The 19082-nt window shown below is 47.9% G+C and carries 15 protein-coding genes; 10 read left to right on the top strand and 5 right to left on the bottom strand.

Annotated elements, in window-relative coordinates; genetic code table 11:
• Positions 1-103: 103 nt before the first annotated feature.
• Positions 104-442, bottom strand: coding sequence for a hypothetical protein (locus BGP75_RS02490; protein WP_076714724.1), 339 nt, complete (start codon positions 440-442; stop codon positions 104-106).
• Positions 443-547: 105 nt separating this feature from the next.
• Positions 548-2005 (bottom strand): YdiU family protein, encoded by a 1458-nt coding sequence (locus tag BGP75_RS02485; RefSeq protein ID WP_076714815.1) that lies wholly within the window; start codon positions 2003-2005, stop codon positions 548-550.
• A 444-nt stretch (positions 2006-2449) separates the two neighbouring features.
• On the opposite strand from BGP75_RS02485, the gene hisA reads away from it, so the two are divergent.
• Positions 2450-3208 carry a phosphoribosylformimino-5-aminoimidazole carboxamide ribotide isomerase gene (gene hisA, locus BGP75_RS02480; protein WP_076714722.1) on the top strand — a complete coding sequence of 253 codons (759 nt, stop codon included), beginning with the start codon at positions 2450-2452 and terminating at the stop codon, positions 3206-3208.
• A 128-nt stretch (positions 3209-3336) separates the two neighbouring features.
• Here the strand turns inward: hisA and BGP75_RS02475 are convergent, their stop codons facing one another.
• Positions 3337-4482, bottom strand: coding sequence for a hypothetical protein (locus BGP75_RS02475; protein WP_076714720.1), 1146 nt, complete (start codon positions 4480-4482; stop codon positions 3337-3339).
• Between the two features lie 510 nt (positions 4483-4992).
• Between BGP75_RS02475 and BGP75_RS02470 the strand changes: the two genes are divergently transcribed.
• A complete protein-coding gene (locus BGP75_RS02470) occupies positions 4993-6558 on the top strand; it encodes a type VI secretion system contractile sheath domain-containing protein (RefSeq protein WP_076714718.1) in 1566 nt (521 codons plus the stop codon).
• A gap of 110 nt (positions 6559-6668) precedes the next feature.
• Here the strand turns inward: BGP75_RS02470 and BGP75_RS02465 are convergent, their stop codons facing one another.
• On the bottom strand, positions 6669-8543 hold the full coding sequence (locus BGP75_RS02465; protein ID WP_083704587.1) for a GGDEF domain-containing protein: 1875 nt from the start codon (positions 8541-8543) through the stop codon (positions 6669-6671).
• A gap of 312 nt (positions 8544-8855) precedes the next feature.
• On the bottom strand, positions 8856-9437 hold the full coding sequence (locus tag BGP75_RS02460; protein WP_076714714.1) for a PhnA domain-containing protein: 582 nt from the start codon (positions 9435-9437) through the stop codon (positions 8856-8858).
• A gap of 671 nt (positions 9438-10108) precedes the next feature.
• Between BGP75_RS02460 and BGP75_RS02455 the strand changes: the two genes are divergently transcribed.
• The 8 genes from BGP75_RS02455 to npdG all read left to right on the top strand — a co-directional run bounded on the left by BGP75_RS02455 (position 10109) and on the right by npdG (position 19079).
• Positions 10109-11701: a PAS domain-containing methyl-accepting chemotaxis protein gene (locus BGP75_RS02455; RefSeq protein WP_076714712.1), complete on the top strand. Its 1593-nt coding sequence runs from the start codon at positions 10109-10111 to the stop codon at positions 11699-11701.
• Positions 11702-11956: 255 nt separating this feature from the next.
• Positions 11957-12607 (top strand): TetR/AcrR family transcriptional regulator, encoded by a 651-nt coding sequence (locus tag BGP75_RS02450; RefSeq protein WP_076714709.1) that lies wholly within the window; start codon positions 11957-11959, stop codon positions 12605-12607.
• A gap of 567 nt (positions 12608-13174) precedes the next feature.
• Positions 13175-14302: a 7,8-didemethyl-8-hydroxy-5-deazariboflavin synthase CofG gene (cofG, locus tag BGP75_RS02445; RefSeq protein ID WP_076714707.1), complete on the top strand. Its 1128-nt coding sequence runs from the start codon at positions 13175-13177 to the stop codon at positions 14300-14302.
• A gap of 128 nt (positions 14303-14430) precedes the next feature.
• Entirely contained in the window at positions 14431-15828 is a 1398-nt protein-coding gene (gene cofH / locus BGP75_RS02440; RefSeq protein WP_233152824.1) for a 5-amino-6-(D-ribitylamino)uracil--L-tyrosine 4-hydroxyphenyl transferase CofH, read from the top strand.
• Positions 15825-16862: a 2-phospho-L-lactate transferase gene (cofD, locus tag BGP75_RS02435; RefSeq protein WP_076714705.1), complete on the top strand. Its 1038-nt coding sequence runs from the start codon at positions 15825-15827 to the stop codon at positions 16860-16862. The genes cofH and cofD overlap by 4 nt, the downstream gene beginning before the upstream one ends.
• Before the next feature lie 8 nt (positions 16863-16870).
• Complete coding sequence (gene cofC, locus BGP75_RS02430) at positions 16871-17542, top strand: 2-phospho-L-lactate guanylyltransferase (RefSeq protein WP_076714703.1); 672 nt, start codon at positions 16871-16873, stop codon at positions 17540-17542.
• Positions 17542-18414 carry a coenzyme F420-0:L-glutamate ligase gene (cofE, locus tag BGP75_RS02425; protein ID WP_083704586.1) on the top strand — a complete coding sequence of 291 codons (873 nt, stop codon included), beginning with the start codon at positions 17542-17544 and terminating at the stop codon, positions 18412-18414. Before cofC ends, cofE begins: the two co-directional genes overlap by 1 nt.
• Positions 18411-19079 (top strand): NADPH-dependent F420 reductase, encoded by a 669-nt coding sequence (npdG, locus tag BGP75_RS02420; protein WP_076714701.1) that lies wholly within the window; start codon positions 18411-18413, stop codon positions 19077-19079. The genes cofE and npdG overlap by 4 nt, the downstream gene beginning before the upstream one ends.
• Positions 19080-19082 lie beyond the last annotated feature (3 nt).

The raw sequence follows: 19082 nt of genomic DNA, 5'->3' as shown, positions 1-19082 counted from the left end.
AAAATTCAAAATTGGGGACGAAAGTGAAGGATAGCTAGTGTTTTACTTGCTCCAGTTTGTCAGTGGTCCTGGTACGGGTGACAAGCTGGAGGATTTGGGGTGCCTAATTAAAACACCCAGCTTGCTGCTCTTTTGTCTCTGCCTGCTTGAGACAGTTAACAATCTCAACCGATTGCCTGGCGGTTTTGCCATCAATTTTTTCAAGGCTAAAGTCCGATTCAGTTCCATACCATCCCAATGAGCGACCAAATTTTTTTGAATCCTCGTCGCTTAGGGTGGCACTGATTTTATCGATATTCTTAAAACTACTGTCAGGATCATATTGAATCGTCGGACCTCCTGGCGGCAGAGTATTTTCGAGAGGGGCATAAGATGGGCGCTGTTTTAATTCACAACCGACTATGAGAATCGATAAGCAGGTTAAGGTCACTCGTTTTCTCATAGCCTTACCTTAGGCGACAGGCCAAAACCAAATATTATCTTTATATCAAAAAATCTATCAACGAATGGACGATCAAGGTGTAATCCAGCACACACAACCTTCCAACTAAGTCCCACAAAAGGTTCGATAGTACCGATCACCGTCCTCAGGGAGATCCTGATAGTTAAGGGTTTCGGTCAATGTCTTGTAAGGGGATCGCAGTACTTTCAAGAGCTCATCTGCGGCTTCGGTGCGGCCCGTTTCTTCACAGGCCAATAGTACGGCTTCGATATGGTGATTTCTGGGAATAACCACGGGGTTGTTGCTGGCCATTTGCTTTTCTGCACAATCGGAGCCTTCTTCGCAATTATCGATACAGGCTCTCCAGCTTTCATACCAGGACCCCAGCTCCGTCTTCATTTCCTCGGCCAGGATGTTGTCATGGAGAGACTGGGTCAGGCGGGCAAAGGTGTGGGTATAATCGAGCTGTTTATCTTTCATTTTTGCTAAAAGGTCGACGATGAGTTCGTGGCTGTTGGGTACTGAACCGATTAGGCCTAGTTTCTTTGCGAACATGTCAAAATAGGCGGTTTCAAATCGAACGTTGTATTCCTGTAGGAGCGATTGGGCAAGATCGACGGCTGTTTTTTCGTCATTGTCGATAAGCGACACCAGGCACTCTGCCAGGCGGGTAATATTCCATAGAGCGATGCTGGGTTGGTTGCCAAAGGCATAGCGCCCGTGTTCGTCGATAGAACTGTAGACGGTACCGGGATGGTAAGTGCCCATCATTGCGCAGGGACCATAGTCGATTGTGTCGCCACAAATCAGCGTATTATCGGTATTCATGACGCCGTGGATAAATCCCACACGCATCCATTCCACAATCAGCGTAATTTGCCGTGCCATAACGGCCTCAAGAAAGCGCAGAACCTTGTCTTCTGCATCGACGCCGATTTCGGGAAAATGCCGATTAATCGTGTAATCCAGTAGTTTCGTTAGGGACTCTTGCTGCCCCCGGATGGCAAAATACTGGAATGTTCCCACACGGATATGGCTGGCAGCCACACGCGTCACAATGGCGCCAGGCCTGCTTCTATCCCGATACACCGATTCGCCGGTGGCTACAACGGCTAAGCAACGGGACGTTGGCACACCCAGCGCGTGCATCGCTTCGCTCATCAGAAATTCACGGATCGCCGGTCCCAGTGCGCAGCGACCATCTCCTTGTCTGGAGTAACGCGTTGGTCCTGATCCCTTGAGCTGAATATCAAAGCGCTTACCGTCATTGTCTAGCACTTCACCCAAAAGGTGGGCGCGACCATCCCCCAGCTGCGGATTCATATGGCCAAACTGGTGGCCTGAATAGGCCAAGGCAATGGGGTCACAGCCTTCGGGCAGTTCGTTGCCGGAAAAATATGATGCAATCAAATCAGAATGATCTTGCAAAGCCTCATTCAGACCAAGGCTCTCGGCCAGCTCCCTGTTAAACATTAGGAGTTCAGGCTTGGCTACGGGCGTCGGTCGCACACGTTGATAAAATTCATCACCGAGTTGGGCATAGGTATTAGAGAAATTGAGCATAACAGAGAGCACTTGTATCGATTAAACCAAGCACAATAGTAGACTATTCTGCTTGGCAGTAAAGCATGCGACTAGTGGAAAGTTCCTACCACCGCCGGTGTACTGGGTAACAGGCGGTTTAAGTTCTTAATTAAAGTATTTAGCATGCTGCTTTTTTGTCCCCGCTTGCTTGAGATAATTAACAATTTCAATCGATTGCCTGGCGGTTCTGCCATTAAGCTTATCAAGACTAAAATCCGACTCAGTTCCTTTGCTTTCGGGCTGATTATTACCAGTTGGTATTTTTCGGTTCAGGTTTTTAAGTAGACTGGCTCACAGGTGGTCATCTGGTATCTTTCTCCTTCGGTTGGCGACTGTCTTTCCCCCTCCTTCATTCGCTATAATTGGCCCTCTATTTCTACTGTTATTGCTATTTCTATTATTACCACCATCAGGAGTTCAACTGTGACCCAATTTCGCCCGTGTATCGATCTTCATCAAGGGCAAGTCAAGCAAATCGTTGGTGGTAGCCTCAATGATGAAGGAGCTGATACTAATTTTGTCAGCACCTATGATGCCGCTTATTATGCGGATCTTTACCGCCAGCATGATCTCAGGGGGGGGCATGTGATTGCTTTGGGGCCTGGCAACAAGGAGCAGGTGTTGAAAGCACTGGGATCTTGGCCTGATGGGCTGCAGTTTGGTGGCGGAGTTAACGCGGAGAATGCCGCTGAGTTTCTTAATGCGGGGGCGTCTCATCTGATTGTGACCTCTTATTTGTTTGAAAATAATGAGTTTTCCTGGCAGCGCCTGGAAGTTATCAAGGCAGAGGTTGGTATCGATAAGCTAGTGCTGGATCTGAGCTGCCGCCGTACGGAGAAGGGCTGGAACATTGCCACTAATCGTTGGCAGACTATCACTAACACTGTTATTGATGCCGATACGATTAATGAATTGAGTCAACACTGTGCTGAGTTTCTGATTCATGCGGCTGATGTAGAAGGGTTGCAGGGCGGTATTGATGAGGAACTGGTTGAGCTGTTGGGTAAAATCTGTCCAATACCAGTGACCTATGCTGGAGGTGCACGGACTCTTGATGATCTGAAACTGGTTGAGAAGCTCTCAGCAGGCAAGGTTGATCTCACCATCGGCAGTGCGCTGGATATCTTTGGTGGCCAAGGCGTTACGCTGGAAGACTGTATCGAGTGGAATCGACGGAGTTAAGCGCGATACTTGTCTAGCCTTGAGTTAAGAATACAAGCGGGGGGGCAGAGCAAAAGCCAACGCTCGCGTATTGGTTTTCTCTGCCCCATGAGTCCACTGATCACAAGAGCAATGGTTTTCCATATGGCTCAGGATTTTCCCTGTTTCTTTTGCTCTTCAGATATGGCTTTATTCACACCATCGGTATGTTCATGATGGTGAAGTGAGCCGCAGCATTTTGTCCATACCAACGCTTGCGGCTGTTCTGTCGTTAAGCTGAGAGAGCTACCCAGAACCTCGCGTCTTTCAAACTGATCAGAAATAAATTCTTTCCATTTAGGCACAGGCTCAATTGCAATCATCTTATTGGCGATATCACGATAGGTTGCGTTCCTGTCGGGTCCATTGAGCAATGCCAAAATTACCAGTGAAGTCATATGCTTTCCAACACGCAGCAGGGTTTCCGCCTGGTCGTACAAGGCAGGTTTATGGTAGTCCTCGAAGATGTCGGCCAGTATGTCATAAACGGCACCGGTGAAGACTCTTGAGATATCGTGGACCTGGTTGGAGACCTGGCTAAGTTTCAGATTATTGTCGGCGTTGCGTAATCCCGTTGATCGACCTAAGGCTTCTCCAAATTGTTCTGCGACATACGGGAAGAAGCTCTTGGCGTGAAGGTCTCCCTTGGATTCTGCGATTATGGCTTCGCACTGATCTAACTGAGAAAGCATGGTGAAGATGGTGGTTAAATCCCCAAAGGATTCGTGAAGGCCTCCTGTTTGGAGGTGCCAACTGTTCCAGTATCCGGGTTTCAGTGAGTCCAATACAGCATGACCTACTTCGTGGGATACAATATCGAAGGATTGGCAGGTATAAACAAGGTTTGCTCGTTCATTACCGCCAGGGTGAAAGTAATAAAACCGAAGAGATTTTTGCCCTCTGCTGTAATAGGCGTTGGCTTCAATACCAGCCCGTGGATAAACACTGATCGGTTCCGGTCCCCACTGCCAATCGAAATTCTGAGTGACGTTATTTCGATTCAATGCGCGTCGATACATGGTTAGTACTTTACGTACCACAGTGAATGTATGTACGGCGTCAAATTCAATGGGGTTCTGTACCGGGTCAAAGAGAAAGTCGTTATTTGAGTTTCCCTGCACTAATGGCATTCCCTTGATCACTATATCTTTGTCTTGGGGACCGCTGTTGATTTCGGTATTGATGTAAGCGGTGCGCACACCAATGCTTTCTACGCTGGGGTCCTGTTTCCATATCTTTACTTTACTGCCATTCATGGCGTATCTCCTTTTGTTGTGGTGCTTGTGACTTAGTTACAGGCAGCTGAACTATCCTTAAAACAAAAAAGATGGTTATCGTCTGCCAATACTGAAAGTCCAGTACTCAGTTCCTTTAATGTTCCATTTACTGGTCAAAATACAGGCAAAGGATATTCCCGGATAAAAAAACCTGCCAAGAAGCAGTAAGTTAAAAAAGACGGGGGGCTGGCGGAGATCTCTCGATAAATAAACCGTAAAATAAGCTGACACTAACCCACGGATTGTTCTCTGATTGTTTAGCCGTGATAGCGTTCACTTTTGTCCCGATCGGGTTGGCTCTAGACATGCTAAGTACCGTACGATTGCTGGATCTGCCAATTCATTATTCAGCTGCAGCTTAAATTGACGCTGTTAATGACTTTTACTGGGCAGTTTTTGGTTATTGTCATAACACTCCCCAGCGTTGGTCAGCTACACTTTAGCCATATCAGCTCGTCAAATTATTAGGATTTTATCCGGGTGGGAACGATGGAATTAGAGTTCAGTTTCAGAACTAGGAGCAGTGGAGCAGCCCGATCACCGGGTGATGTGGTTAAAGTTTTGTTAATGGGGGATTTTAGTGGACAGAGGTTGGCTGGGACTTCGGTTGCTGAAACCTTAGCTACTGAAACTTCAGAGTCCGATCTAAACCCCGTATTACTCAAAGTGGATGTGGATAACTTTGACCAACGGATGGCCCGTATTGCCCCAAGCCTGCAATTGCAGATAGAGGATTCGGGCGGCAGTATAGTGATTGACTTTGAAGAGTTGGATGATTTTCATCCGGATAACTTATATCGGCGCTTGGATGTGTTTCAGGGGTTACGGCGATTGCGTAAGCGTTTGATGGATCCGCAGACTTTTGCTGAGGCTGCTGCTGAGCTGAGGAAGGATTTGCCGGCGTTTGGAGGAGGAGCTGTACAATCGATCGGTGACAGCTCCCTAAAGCAAGGTGCAACGGATGCTGAAGCAGAAGGGGATATGGTTGAGCGATTACTGGGTAAGCCTTCTGATGGCACGGTAACCTCGTCGCTTGGCGCCTCTGAGGTTAAGCAACAAGATTTTGATACGTTTATCCGTCACCTGGTTTCTCCTCACCTGAGTGCAGGTGTTGATGATCGGCAACAAAGTTATGTGTCTTCCGTCGATGACAGTATTAGCAGTCTGATGCGGAGAATATTGCGAGATCCTGCTTTTCAGGCACTGGAATCTTCCTGGCGTTCACTTTATCGGGTGATCAGTCAACTGGAAACGGGTGAAGAGTTGGTTCTCTACATGTTGGATCTGCCCAAATCAGGATTGCAGCAGGTACTCAGTGCTTCCAGCGGGGAGCTTGAGGATTCTTGTCTGTACAAGTTATTGATGGCTGAAGACGCTGTTTTGGGTGATGCTCCCTGGTCTTTGCTAGCTGGCGACTACAGTTTTGCTGCCACTGAAGTGGATGTCAGCCTGCTAACAGCGATGGGGGCGATTGCATCCTGTGCAGGGGGGCCATTTATGGCGTCAGCCGATCTTGCTTTGATTGGTTGTGAGTCCGCAGCTCAGGCGGCCAGTCCTGAGAGCTGGCAAGTTCAGGATCAGGACTGCGCAAAGCGTTGGAGTGAATTTAGACAGGAACCCTGGGCGGCGTGGGTTGGACTGGCTTTACCGCGTATTCTTATACGACTGCCTTATGGTCGAGACAGTGATGAGATTGACTCCTTTGAGTTTGAAGAAGTGCCTGTTCCTGATAAGGATATGAATGCTTATCTCTGGGGAAGCCCTGCCTATGCCATTACTCAGTTATTAGCCCATTCCCATCAAAGCCGTGGCTGGTCTTTACCCCGAGGGGATCAGTTGCTGGTTGATGATTTGCCTGCTTATACCTACACCGGGGATGATGGTGCCGAGTTGCTGCCCTGTACTGAAGTTAGTTTTAGTGAGCGAGCGACTGCTAAGGTTCAGGCAGCAGGGCTGATGCCATTATTAAGCTTTAGGGGTCGCAATGCGGCTCGTGTGTTTTCGGTGCACTCGTTAGCAGATTCTGACTCTGCTTTAGCTGGCCCCTGGCAGTAGCGGTTGATGTGCGTTTTATCGGGCTTGCTTGGGCTTTTGTCGCAGTGAGCCTTTATTAAAAAAAACAGATGTCTAACGGCAAGCATGACCGTTGTTATTTGAGTGTTTGGCTATTTTAAAGTGTATTCTCTGATCCCGTTTCTACCGGTCTGTTTCACATCGTACATAGCCTGATCTGCCTGATTTAACAGCAGCTCCAATAATCTAGAGGGGGTGGAGTACTGTTCTTTTTCCGCATCACTTTGGAACCGACTGTATGAGATCAGTCCAAAGCTGGCTGTTATTTGTACGCTTTTACCGTCCGGTGATTGAACGACAATATTCTGGATAACCTTCTGTAGCCGACTAACCAGCATCAACGCATCAGATGCAGGTGTCTCATGAAGTAGCACGACAAACTCTTCGCCACCGTAACGGCAGATTAAGTCTCCCTCTCGGCATTCTTTTTTAGCCACCTTAGCCAGGGCGCGAAGAATCTCATCACCCGTGGCATGGCCGTGGGTGTCATTTATTTCTTTGAAAAAATCGATATCGAATAGCATGAGTGACAGAGGGTGATAGTAGCGAATGGCATTAGCGACAGCGCCATTGGCCTGTTCCATAAATGCACGGCGGTTCAGCAGACCGGTAAGAAAATCCTCTCGGGCTAGCTGTTGGAGAAGGGCCTGGCTTTCCGTCAGCTCCTGGGTACGTTCTGCGACCTGTAATTCAAGGCTTGAGGTCAAAGCTCTAAGGGTTATCTGCTGTTCCCAGTCCTTATTAAAGTAAACCGCTAACATGGCTAAAGTGAAAAAGATCAGTCCCCATTGTCCTGTCCGGCCGATCCAATCAATAAGCGCGTGGGACGAGAGCATATCCAGTAGCAGGGATACGAATAAGGCGAGAATGCCAAAGATGACCAATCCATCCTGAATTCCAAAGCTTCTATATCTGGATGCGCTGCTTATCAGCAGGGCCAGAACCAGAGCGATAAACAGAGCGTCGAAATAGGGATAGGCATTGACAAAATTGAAGTCGGTAAATGCCGACAGCAATGCTACACCAGCAGCAAAGGCCGTGGCTATCCAAAAAACAGCATTAAAAACAGCTGGTTGTTTGCGTTGAAACCACTCTCGAAGAATCAGGGCCAGAAAGGCAGGTATCAAAAAATAGCTGAAGACCGCCAGATAACGCCATACTAAAGGATCGTTATAGACGACCTGACTTAACTCGTTTTCGGAAAACATCATCAGTGCTAAATCAAAAGACAATAACCCGGTGGATAAGGCAACATGGCTGTCTTTTTTTATAAGCCCAAGGCTGGTACTGAGTAGACCCGCGATAAAGATGATCAATATAAACACAGCCCCGGTAATGCCTCTGGAATAGACTCTATCAAGTAAATCTGCTTTATTACCGATAAGGACCTCGCCAGAAAGGCCGATAAATGGATAGTCTGAGTAGATGCGAAAATAAAGGCTGGTGGGTGAGGTTGTTATGTTGACGGGGATCAGATGCCATGGCCAGCCCTCGAAGTGGCTGTTTCCATCCTGGTCTATCTCTCCAAAATGATAACTGAGTTGACCACTCTCAAATACCTGGGTAGTCAGGTCAATACTGGAGACAAAAATATAGGGATCGCGCCATTGCCCTTTGTCGACCTTAATACGCAGCCAGAGGATGTTTTCGTTTGTGCGGCCAGGAATATCTGTAGGAGAGGTGAGGTCTTCCCATTCGGCTTCTTCGAACTTCCATCCATCTGAATATTCCAGATCTCCCCAGTGAAGCGACCAGCCATCCGTGATTTCCCGGACGCCACTTTGCACTCTCTCTGACGATTGCGCCGATTCAGCCTGCTCCGTGAAAACGAGCCCCGATACTGTACTGACAACGAAAAATAATAGTATCGCATGGAAGAGGGATAAGTAGGGGGTTGTAGAGATGTGGCATGCAGTAGAAATGTTGGGGGGCGCAGGGATGACTTTACAAGAAGGTATTGTACTCATGCAGATACAACTCTTGGTTGTCGAAAAGTATTAGATTAGCGTTACTGTCATTATTAATTTTTTAGTCATTGTTCAAAAATACTCTCAATAATGGGCTAAATCTACGCTTTGGCTAGTATTATTTTGCCCAGAGACTGTATCCATTCTAGTCGAAATAATCACTTCAATGACTTGCTTGGGGAGTAATTATAAGCGCGAGTGACTGCACTTTCGGTCGTAGAGGGAAGCGCACAGCGGGAAGAGGAAGAAGGAAATAGTGGACAGGGCGCTACGTACTCAGATTAGAATCCGTAGCGCTTTACTTTAGATGGGCTAGCTGACTTTCTTGAGAAAGCAGGTCAGCAGAACAATGCGTACACCGTTAACGCGACCTTCAATATGCTCTGGGTTGGAGGTCAAAGATATACCCTTAACAGTCGTCCCGCGTTTGGCAGTAAAGCCCGCACCCTTAACCACCAGATCTTTTATTAATGTGACCGTATCTCCTGCTGCTAATCTGGCACCGTTACTGTCCAGGGTCGGTGTATCGGAGTCTTCGTCATTGTCGGCAATATTTTCTGCTTCGGCCCAGGCCAGAACCTCAGGTTCCAGATAGAATATATCCAACTGGTCTTGAGCCCAGGATTCGGTGGACAGGCGCTTCAGTAAGCGCCAGGCCATAACCTGAACAGCAGGTTCCTGACTCCACATGCTATCGGTCAGGCAACGCCAGTGATTAGTGTTCATGGTGGCGGGGTTTTCAATTTGTCCGCGGCATGTCTCGCAAACCATTACTGACTTATCTGCACTCTCATCCGCCACTGGAGGCACGGCATAAGCCGTCAGGTTGGCGTCAGAGGAGCAGAGCTCGCATTTTGAGTCGCAGCGCTCCAGTAGCGTTTGTTCAATAGTCATCAGTAATGGACCTAAAATCAGTGATGGCAGATGCTGCCGTGGTATTAAATTAGCCGCAGTATTGTACGTGTTTTTGTTGCTGAAAACGACGGGTGTTTCCCCTGTGAGGAAACAGATTAGTGGCTGTTAAAGCAAGGTGGCTTTCTCCTCTTGTGCTAGTTACTTTTTAATAACGTTTTAAGTCTTTTCTGCGTGTGACAATTAATGTCAAGGGTTATGTATTCAAATATCAGGCTATGTTTTCAAATCTTAATAGCATTAATCAAAAATGGTGTGATGGTCATTAGTTGATATATCTTATTGAAGTTGGAGTGTATTAATATTTATTTTATTTTACGGGTTTGGTTATATATATTTAATACTATTGATGCATAGTATAAGGATACGAATAACTGAGGCTCAGAGAACTTGTTTATCGGTTCCCTTGATTCGTTCGTTGCTGAGGTTGTTCGACTGAAAATTCAACGCTGTTCTTATCCCTGTATTAACAGTTTCGATGCGCTGATAAAGCAAAGGAACTTACTGGCTGTTCTTCAGGATTGTAGGCGCTTCAACCGCAGGACGTTGTTGTCGAAGCGCTATTATTTTTTTTGCTAGGAATTGTTCTACCGATAGGTATTACCGATTTTCTTGAACCTAGGCAGAAATATTCCGTTGAAGGGAGTTCCTTAATGAAAGTAAATATGCCGGTAACGGGTCGTGAAGTCAGTCTCCGGGATGATCAAACTATTATTTCTATGACGGACCTGAAGGGATCTATTACCTACGTCAACAGGGACTTTATTGATATCAGTGGTTTTGATGAGACCGAATTACTTGGTGTGAATCACAATATTGTCCGTCATCCGGATATGCCCCCTCTGGCATTTAAAGATCTTTGGGACACTGCCAAGGAAGGTAAGCCGTGGCGGGGTATTGTTAAAAATCGCTGTAAAAATGGTGATCATTACTGGGTTGAGGCTTTTGTTACCCCGGTTGTCAAAAATGGCGAGACTGTTGGCTATCAGTCTGTACGCAGCAAACCCTCTCAGCAACAGATCGACAGTGCAGAAAAACTCTACCAGAAAGTAAATGCTGAACAATTGCAGACTTTGCCTGTACAAAGAGATTTCCGTTTGCGGGTAAGTACTCAGTTTATACTGCTTCAAACAGTCTGGTTGATTTTATTGGGGTTGATGTTCTGGGGCCATCAAATTGATGGCAGCTTGCTGATCTATGGGGCCTCAGCCGCTACGGTCTGTTTATACCTGCTGGGATTTGTATGGATTGGCAGCCAGGTTATTAAACCGATGAGGGAAATGGCTGCGGCGACCAAGGCTATAGCTAATGGGGATTTGAACACCCGGATTGTGGTTGATAAACCCGGTGCTATGGGGGAGACCCAACTGGGGCTGGATATGATTCGTGCCCGGCTAAGGGCAACTATCGGTCGAATACAGGAAGCGTCGTCGGAAATGGTTGCTGCAACTGACCGGTTGGCAGCTATGAGCGCCAATACTGACGCCAGCATGCAAAAGCAGATGACTGAAACAGAGCTGATCGCTACGGCTATGCAAGAGATGACTGCGACAGTGCAGGAGGTTGCCTGCAGTACCTCTAGTGCAGCTCAAGCTGCTAATCAGGCCTTCAGCGATTCTCAGGAAGGACATGGTATTGTCGAAAGAAATACCCAGAGTATCTCTGGTCTTTCACATAAAATCAGTGATGTTGAAACTGCAATCCAGGCTCTAAACAGCGATTGTACAGATATTGGCACTATCCTTGAGGTTATACGAGGGGTGGCCGAGCAAACAAATCTGCTGGCCTTGAATGCTGCAATTGAGGCCGCTCGTGCGGGTGAACAGGGGCGAGGATTTGCCGTTGTTGCTGATGAAGTTCGTGCACTGGCTTTGCGGGTGCAATCCTCAACCGATGAAATACAAGCCATGATCGAGAAGTTGCAAAAGGGGGCTGATGTTGCTGTGCAGGCTATGGAAAGCAGTCGGGAAAATGCAGAACTATCGGTTCAGGAGGCGCTGGAGGCTGCTTCAGCCCTTGGGCGGATACAGAACTCGGTTGTTGCCATTCAGGATCTGAGTACTCAAATAGCCACTGCCGCTGAACAACAATCATCAGTGTCAGAAGAAATGAGCCGAAACATTGTCGGAATAAGTGACCAGTCAGCGAATACTGCTACAGCCACAAAGGAGGCTGCTGCTGCATGCAAGCACCTTGTAACCACGGCCAGTAGCCTGAATACGCTGACGCGAGACTATGACACCTAAGGAACCTGACTGTCCCGGAGACCACAGAGAACTTATTCACAGGTCTGCTAGTGAAATAGCAGTTATTGGAGCTGATATCTGAGCGAAGTTGTTTAGGGGAATTACCGACAACAGAAGCAGCATATTGGGCTGTGGATTCCCAGTGTATTTGTTTCAGCTTATTTTTTACCTATGTGGTAAAATACCGGCCGTTTTAAATCCGGGCATTATGCTCAGCCCTTCGGCACAGCTACTTACAACGACTCAAATACCTCAATGACCGAAAACGTAAAGCAGGAATCAATCGCCCCTAAACCTAAACGCCGTTCTCGTGCTGCTAATGAAGAACGTATTCTGGCTGCTGCCGAGGATGTGTTTGCTCAGCATGGCTATCAGGGAGCGGCCATCGATGCGATTGCCGAGCGCAGCGGCTTATCCAAGCAGAATATGCTCTATTACTTCCCTTCAAAGGAGGTGCTGTATAAGCGGGTTTTGCAGAACATCTTAGATCTTTGGCTCGATAAAATGGCATTGCTGGAGCAGGAGGGAGATGATCCGAAGGCGATGCTGAGTAACTATATCCGCGGAAAGATTGAGCTTTCCAGAATTCATCCGAACGGATCAAAGGTCTTTGCCAATGAGATTATCAATGGTGCTACTCGGCTGAAGGAATATTTACAATCTCATTTGTTGCCGCAGCTAGAAGCTGATGTTCAGCTGATCAGACAGTGGATTGCTGAGGGTAAGATGGATCCGATTGATCCCTACCATCTGTTCTTTGTGATCTGGTCATCTACTCAGACTTATGCTGACTTTTCGACCCAGATAGAACTGGCATTGGATAAGCCTAAACTGGAAAAACAGGACTATGATGATGCCAGTGATTTTTTGATTCAGCTGGTGCTCAAGGGAACCGGGGTTATCTGATCTTGTGATCAGTTCTGGGTAAAAAAACCTGATAAAAAGGGTCGAAAAAGACTATTTTTGACCGATTATGTTAATGAAAAGGAGCTGAGCCTAAGGTCAGCTCCTTTTTTTATATTTGCCTCAAGATTTCTTTCCCCATGTTGCTCTGTTATCAAAATATGATCTATCAAATAGTAATTTTGATTTATTATATTTTTATTTTGATTGATTAATAGTTTTTTATATTTAATCAAAAATACATATAGACTCTTATTTTTTATTTTTAAAATTTTCTTATAACTTCTACTTTCACTTCAATACTTCCCACTTCTTTGGCCCTGGTTTTTTTCTGATCCGTTTTATTTTTTTAGTGTAACTAAAGGAAATACAAAAGAAAATTCGCTTGTTCGTTGCCCCTTAGTCAGTTCCTGGTTGAGTTGTTTTACTGTGGTGATTGAAAAAAATATTGACCATATGGTAAAAAGATGGCTAGTATGTATTTACCAAACGGTAAAACGCAGTCGGTGATTCTCCTGTCACTGAACTGAAGTTGCCAATAAAAAAAATAACATCGGTGGAGACTTAGGCATGTTGTCCAAAGCACAAGCGCTGGGTTTGAAAGGGATTGAAGGAAAAGAGCTGGAGCACTTACGTGAGCAGGCTTGTGCTCTGCGGGATTTGCACTGGGGTGATCGGGTCACCTATTCCCGAAAGGTCTTCGTTCCCCTGACTAACATGTGTCGCGATACGTGCACCTACTGCACTTTTGTTAAACATCCTGATTCCCCTGACGCCCGTATCATGACCCCTGAGCAAGTCATGGCCGTTGTTCATGAAGGTCAGCAGATGGGCTGCAAAGAGGTTTTATTCAGCCTTGGTGAAAAGCCTGAGCAGCGTTACCAGAAGGCTCGTGATGGGCTGGCGAAGCTGGGCCATGAAACGATGACTGACTATTTAGGTGCCATGTGTGAGCGAGTCATTGACGAAACAGACATGCTTCCTCACGTTAATGCCGGCACGCTTTCAGAGAAGGAAATCGCTGCGTTAAAACCGGTCAGTGCCAGCATGGGAATGATGCTTGAAACCGTCTCCCGACGCTTGTTGGTTAAAGGTCAGGTCCATTATGCCTGTCCTGACAAAGTACCCACCCAGCGGTTAAGGACTCTGGAACGCGCTGGTCGCCAGGATGTGCCATTTACCACCGGTATTCTTATCGGTATTGGCGAAACCTGGGAAGAGCGTATCGATAGCCTGATTGCTATTAATGAAATACATCAGCAGTACGGTCATATTCAGGAAGTCATCGTTCAGAACTTCTGTGCCAAGCCGGGCACGGGCATGGCTGACGCGCCGGAGCCTGACCTTAATGATATGCTGCGCACATTGGCTGTGGCACGCCTTATTCTCGATCCCACTATTAGCCTGCAGGCTCCTCCTAATCTTCAGCAACGTTATAGCGTTTATCTTAACTCTGGGATTAATGACTGGGGGGGGATTTCTCCACTGACTATTGACCACATCAACCCAGAAAGAGCCTGGCCGCAGATTGATGCCTTATCAGCTGCAAGTCGTGCCTGTGGCCACCGTCTGCACGAGCGCCTGGCGGTTTATCCACAGTATCAAAACCTCCCTGATCGTTATTTCACTCCAAAGATTGCAGAACGTGTTGGTCATATTGCCAGGGCTGATGGTCTGGCATCAATGCAGTGCTGCTGAGTCTTCAGAACTGAGCAAGAGGTTCAAAACGATGTTGTTCTCAGCCAGCGTCACTCTAGAAGATGGTTTCCTTCAACGGAACCTGGTTCAACAGTTGAACAGATTACGGGAATTAAAGGAGAACCCTAATGGGTATTCAGCAACCTTTCAGCAGACCTCATTCAGCACCGGTAATGAAAGCTCTGCCCAACGAGAGTATCGGGTCGCTCCCAAGTAATAGATTGGTGAGTCACACTTCTGCCCCGACTGCTGATCAGGCTGGCCCGCAGGTAACTATGGTTTACCAGCAGCTGAGTGCTATTGATCCGCAGGTGAGCACTATTTTAACAGCAGCGCTTGAGGGTCAGGAGGTTTCTGAAGCGGAGGCGGTCATTCTCTTTCAGGCCGAAGGCACAGAGCTTGAGGCTCTGGTTGCAGTTGCTGATCTGCTGAGATCACGAGCAGTCGGGGAAAAAGCGAGCTTCGTTATCACCCGTAACATTAACTTTACCAACGTCTGCTACATGGGCTGTAAGTTCTGTGGCTTTGCCAAGCGCAAGGACGAGTCAGGCGCCGAGTTGCTGTCCATGCAGGAGGTGGCAAAGCGTGCACAACAGGCTTGGGACCGGGGGGCGACTGAAGTCTGTATTCAGGGGGGGTTGCATCCGAATATTGATGGCGACCATTACCGTAATATCCTCAAGGCGATTAAACAGCAAGTACCAGATATGCATATCCATGCCTTTTCGCCATTTGAAATCTGGTTTGGTGCTCATAAAAGCAAAATGTCAGTGGCGGAATTTATTCAGGACCTGATAAATCATGGACTGGGTTCTATGCCCGGTACTGCGGCAGAAATTCTCGACGTGGAAATTCGTAAGCAGCTTACCAAGGATAAGCTCACTACTGAGCAGTGGGTTGAGATAATCACCACCGCGCATCAGCTGGGGCTGCCGACCACCGCGACGATTATGTACGGCCATATTGACGAGCCCAGACATTGGGCCGCTCATATCAGGTTGTTGCGGGATATCCAGAAGCAAACGGGCGGATTTACCGAGTTTGTGCCTTTGGGATTTGTCCATTATGAGTCCCCTCTTTATACCCAGCAACGTGACAACGATATGTCGGTTCGGCCGGGTCCTACAGCACAGGAGAATATCCGTATGCACGCGGTTTCCCGTCTTATGCTGAATGGCTGGATTGATAACATCCAGGCTTCCTGGGTCAAGCTTGGACCTGCTTATGCGCAGCAGATGCTGAGATCCGGTGCCAATGATCTCGGGGGCACCTTGATGAACGAGAGTATTTCCCGTTCTGCCGGTGGCAAAAACGGTCAGGAAATTGTCCCGGAAGATATGGTACGGATGATCCGCAATGCAGGCCGCACACCTTTGAGGCGAGGAACACTGTATCAGCCGCTGGAGACCTTCTCTGAATCAACGACTGCTGGACAAGTGCCTGAAAGGTCTCTGTCTGGAGGTGTTATGAGCCAAAGTGGTTTAGGCGTCCAGTTGATTGCTTCTACCGCGGGAGCTTCGGTATGAGTATTTCATTGAGGGGTAAAGCTCCTAAGATCACGCTCCTGGCCGGAGGTGTTGGCGGTGCCAAAATGGCTGAGGGTCTTCTGCACAGCCGCTATGGTGATAACCTGACCATTATTGGAAATGTGGCGGATGATCAGGATTTTCATGGTCTGTGGGTTTCCCCGGATATTGATACGCTGACCTACACCCTGGCTGATCAGATAGATCGAGAAAAAGGCTGGGGCCTGAAAGATGAAAGCAATCGAACGTTGGATGCTTTGAATCGCTTGGGTGTAGATACCTGGATGTATTTGGGCGACCAGGATTTTGCAACCCATATCTACCGTACTGAGCAGCGTAAACTAGGTGTTCGGCCTACCGATATTACCAGCCATATTGCTCGTCAACTGGGGGTGGAGACGCCAATCCTGTTACCCACTGATGATGTTATCCAGACGCGGGTTCGTACTACTGAAGGTTGGATGGATTTTCAGAGTTATTTTGTTAAGCATCGTTGTGAGCCCCTGATTAAAGATTTCTCCATTGTCGGGATTAAGCTGGCTAAACCTACACCGGAAGCCCTGGTCGCTATTGCCGACGCTGACCTGATCGTTTTTGCTCCCAGTAATCCTATTGTCAGCATTGGTGCCATTCTTGCGGTACCGGGCATCCGTGAAGCGGTAACTAAATCCCAGGCTTATAAACTGGCGGTCTCGCCTCTTATTAACGGTCAGACCGTCAAAGGCCCCGCTGACAAAATGATGACGGCGGCAGGTTATAGCTGTGATTTGTTTGGCATCGCCGATTGTTATGAGGGATTGATCGATGGCTTGCTGGTTGATCAACAAGATCGTTCAGCGGTGCCTGGTTTGGCAGGCCGGGGATTGGATGTGTTGGCGACCGATACCCTGATGCACTCCAGGGCCAATAAAATACGTGTCGCCGAGACATTGATGCATTTATACGAAAGTCGCCAAAGGCAGAATGAAACTGGTCAACAGGAGTTTGAGGTTCACCAGCGAAATTCCAGCCAACCATTGAGTCAGGCTGTTTAGGGGATTTGATGATGAAAACCTGTATTGCTATTCCAATGAAAGATCCGGGTCAATCAAAGCAGCGTTTGGCCAGCGTATTGAACCCCGATCAGCGGCAGACTCTGGCCCTTACATTATTTCGCCAGACACTGCGTTTTCTCAATCAGCATTTCTCTGATTACCAAGTGCTGGTTGTGACGGCTTCTTCCCGAATCGCTGCAATAGCAGAAGGGTACGGTGCAGCGCTATTGATTGAACAGGAAGGTACTGGACTTAATGGTGCCGCTTCTTTGGCTGCTCAGTGGAGCCTGGATCACGGCTTTGATTCTCAGTTGTTGATACCTGCTGATATCCCTGAGTTGAGCAAGGCTGAAGTTGGCCAGTTATTAGAACGATCACCGAAGTCTCCTTCTGTGCTGGTTTGTCCGGCCAGTGATGGCGGCACCAACGCCTTACTGACAACCCCGCCGAATGTTGTGCCATTTCAGTTTGGTCGAGATTCCAGCATTGCACATTTAAAGGCCGCAAAAGAACAGCTGGTTTTTTGTGAGTTATTACAACTGGAAAAACTGACGTTCGATCTGGATACCCCGGATGATTTGCAGCACTGGACTCAGATGCTGGCGAGTACTTTCGGTGGGAAAACGCTGGCAGCAATAACCCTGAGTGGAAGAACCAACCTGCAACAAGGAGCGATCTAATGACTGCGCAACTAAACCAGGCTACTGAGCTTTCAAGGCGGGACAGCCTCCGGGAGCCGGTCCCGCTGTCTGAGAGAACGGGTGTCAGCTACGGTGCGGCCAGTAATGGCGTCAATATACAGGCGGTGCCAGGTCTACCGGATATTAAACCGGGAGATGATCTGGTGGCGTTGATCATGGGAGCGATGGCTGAGTCCGAAATGAGCTTTGATGACGGCGATATTCTGGTTATTGCGCATAAAGTGGTTTCCAAGTCGGAGGGACGGATTGTCCGTCTGGCCGATGTTGAGCCTTCTGATGAGGCGCTGGAGCTGGCCGAGACCGTAACCAAGGATCCCCGCAAAATCGAAACTATTTTGTCGGAATCGAAACGTATCGTTCGGGCGGTAAAGCGGCCGGGTCAGGATGAGGGGATTTTGATCGCCGAGCACCGCCTGGGATTTATTTGTGCCAATGCCGCAGTGGATGAATCAAATGTCGATCTTCCCGGGCATGTCATTTTGCTGCCTGAAAACCCTGATGCGAGTGCGCAGGCTTTATGTAAAAGGCTGGAACAGATGTCTGGCAAACAACTGGGCGTGGTGATTACCGACACCTTTGGCCGCCCATGGCGGATGGGATTGGTCAATGTCGCCATCGGCTTGGCAAATGTACCTGGCAAGGTGGATCTGGCCGGTGAAAACGATGCTTACGGTCGTGAGTTAAAAGTCACCATCCCTGCTCTGGCTGATGAGCTGGCTGCGGCGTCCGGTTTACTGATGAGTAAAGAAGGTAAAAAACCGGCATTAATATTCAAAGGCGTTGAGTGGAGTCCTGCATGTAGCTCGGCCCTTGATCTGATAAGACCCCAACAGGAGGATTTATTTCGATGAAAATTGCCATTCTTGGTGGAACAGGCCCTCAGGGCAAAGGCCTTGCCTTGCGTTTTGCACTCGCGGGTGTGGATGTGGCGCTTGGCTCTCGTGATGCGACCCGAGCTGCAGAAATTGCTGAAACATTGAACCAACAGATAGGTGGAGCAAAGGGCCGTATCAGTGGCTTTGATAATACCGGAGCGGTGAATGCTGCGGACGAACTAGTCATCCTGGCCGTTCCCTATTCTGCCCATAATACGACCTTGGAGGCGATTAAAGGCGCGCTGAGCGGAAAAGTCCTTGTGGATATCGTGGTGCCGCTAAAGGATGGTGACCCGAAAGCGGTCGATATGCCCATTGAAGGATCTGCTACAGAAGCAGCTCAGGTCTTACTGGGTGAAGATATCCCTGTTGTTGGCGCGCTTCATAACGTTTCAGCAACCACGCTGAATAAACTGGATCATGCGATTAATTGTGACATTCTGGTGTGTGGAAACAACCTGGAAGCCAAAAATAAAGTCATTGATCTTATCCAGAGACTGGATATTAAGGCTTATAACGTGGGGCCTGCAGTAAACGCCCGCTGTGTTGAAGCGATCACTCCGATGCTGATTCGTTTGAATATCTCTAAGAAAGTGCCGTTCTCCCATGCGGGGATCAAAATCTGGGCACCTGATCACTGATTG

Source organism: Motiliproteus sp. MSK22-1, assembly GCF_001968815.1.
GTDB lineage: Bacteria > Pseudomonadota > Gammaproteobacteria > Pseudomonadales > Balneatricaceae > Motiliproteus.
This window is presented reverse-complemented; position numbering and strand designations above follow the sequence as displayed.

What these genes read in the sequence shown, in the direction of transcription:
- BGP75_RS02490 (WP_076714724.1), bottom strand. Translation starts at nt 442, where the DNA reads ATGAGAAAACGAGTGACCTTAACCTGCTTATCGATTCTCATAGTCGGT.
- BGP75_RS02485 (WP_076714815.1), bottom strand. Translation starts at nt 2,005, where the DNA reads ATGCTCAATTTCTCTAATACCTATGCCCAACTCGGTGATGAATTTTAT.
- BGP75_RS02475 (WP_076714720.1), bottom strand. Translation starts at nt 4,482, where the DNA reads ATGAATGGCAGTAAAGTAAAGATATGGAAACAGGACCCCAGCGTAGAA.
- BGP75_RS02470 (WP_076714718.1), top strand. Translation starts at nt 4,993, where the DNA reads ATGGAATTAGAGTTCAGTTTCAGAACTAGGAGCAGTGGAGCAGCCCGA.
- BGP75_RS02465 (WP_083704587.1), bottom strand. Translation starts at nt 8,543, where the DNA reads ATGAGTACAATACCTTCTTGTAAAGTCATCCCTGCGCCCCCCAACATT.
- BGP75_RS02460 (WP_076714714.1), bottom strand. Translation starts at nt 9,437, where the DNA reads ATGACTATTGAACAAACGCTACTGGAGCGCTGCGACTCAAAATGCGAG.
- BGP75_RS02455 (WP_076714712.1), top strand. Translation starts at nt 10,109, where the DNA reads ATGAAAGTAAATATGCCGGTAACGGGTCGTGAAGTCAGTCTCCGGGAT.
- BGP75_RS02450 (WP_076714709.1), top strand. Translation starts at nt 11,957, where the DNA reads ATGACCGAAAACGTAAAGCAGGAATCAATCGCCCCTAAACCTAAACGC.
- cofG (WP_076714707.1), top strand. Translation starts at nt 13,175, where the DNA reads ATGTTGTCCAAAGCACAAGCGCTGGGTTTGAAAGGGATTGAAGGAAAA.
- cofH (WP_233152824.1), top strand. Translation starts at nt 14,431, where the DNA reads ATGGGTATTCAGCAACCTTTCAGCAGACCTCATTCAGCACCGGTAATG.
- cofD (WP_076714705.1), top strand. Translation starts at nt 15,825, where the DNA reads ATGAGTATTTCATTGAGGGGTAAAGCTCCTAAGATCACGCTCCTGGCC.
- cofC (WP_076714703.1), top strand. Translation starts at nt 16,871, where the DNA reads ATGATGAAAACCTGTATTGCTATTCCAATGAAAGATCCGGGTCAATCA.
- cofE (WP_083704586.1), top strand. Translation starts at nt 17,542, where the DNA reads ATGACTGCGCAACTAAACCAGGCTACTGAGCTTTCAAGGCGGGACAGC.
- npdG (WP_076714701.1), top strand. Translation starts at nt 18,411, where the DNA reads ATGAAAATTGCCATTCTTGGTGGAACAGGCCCTCAGGGCAAAGGCCTT.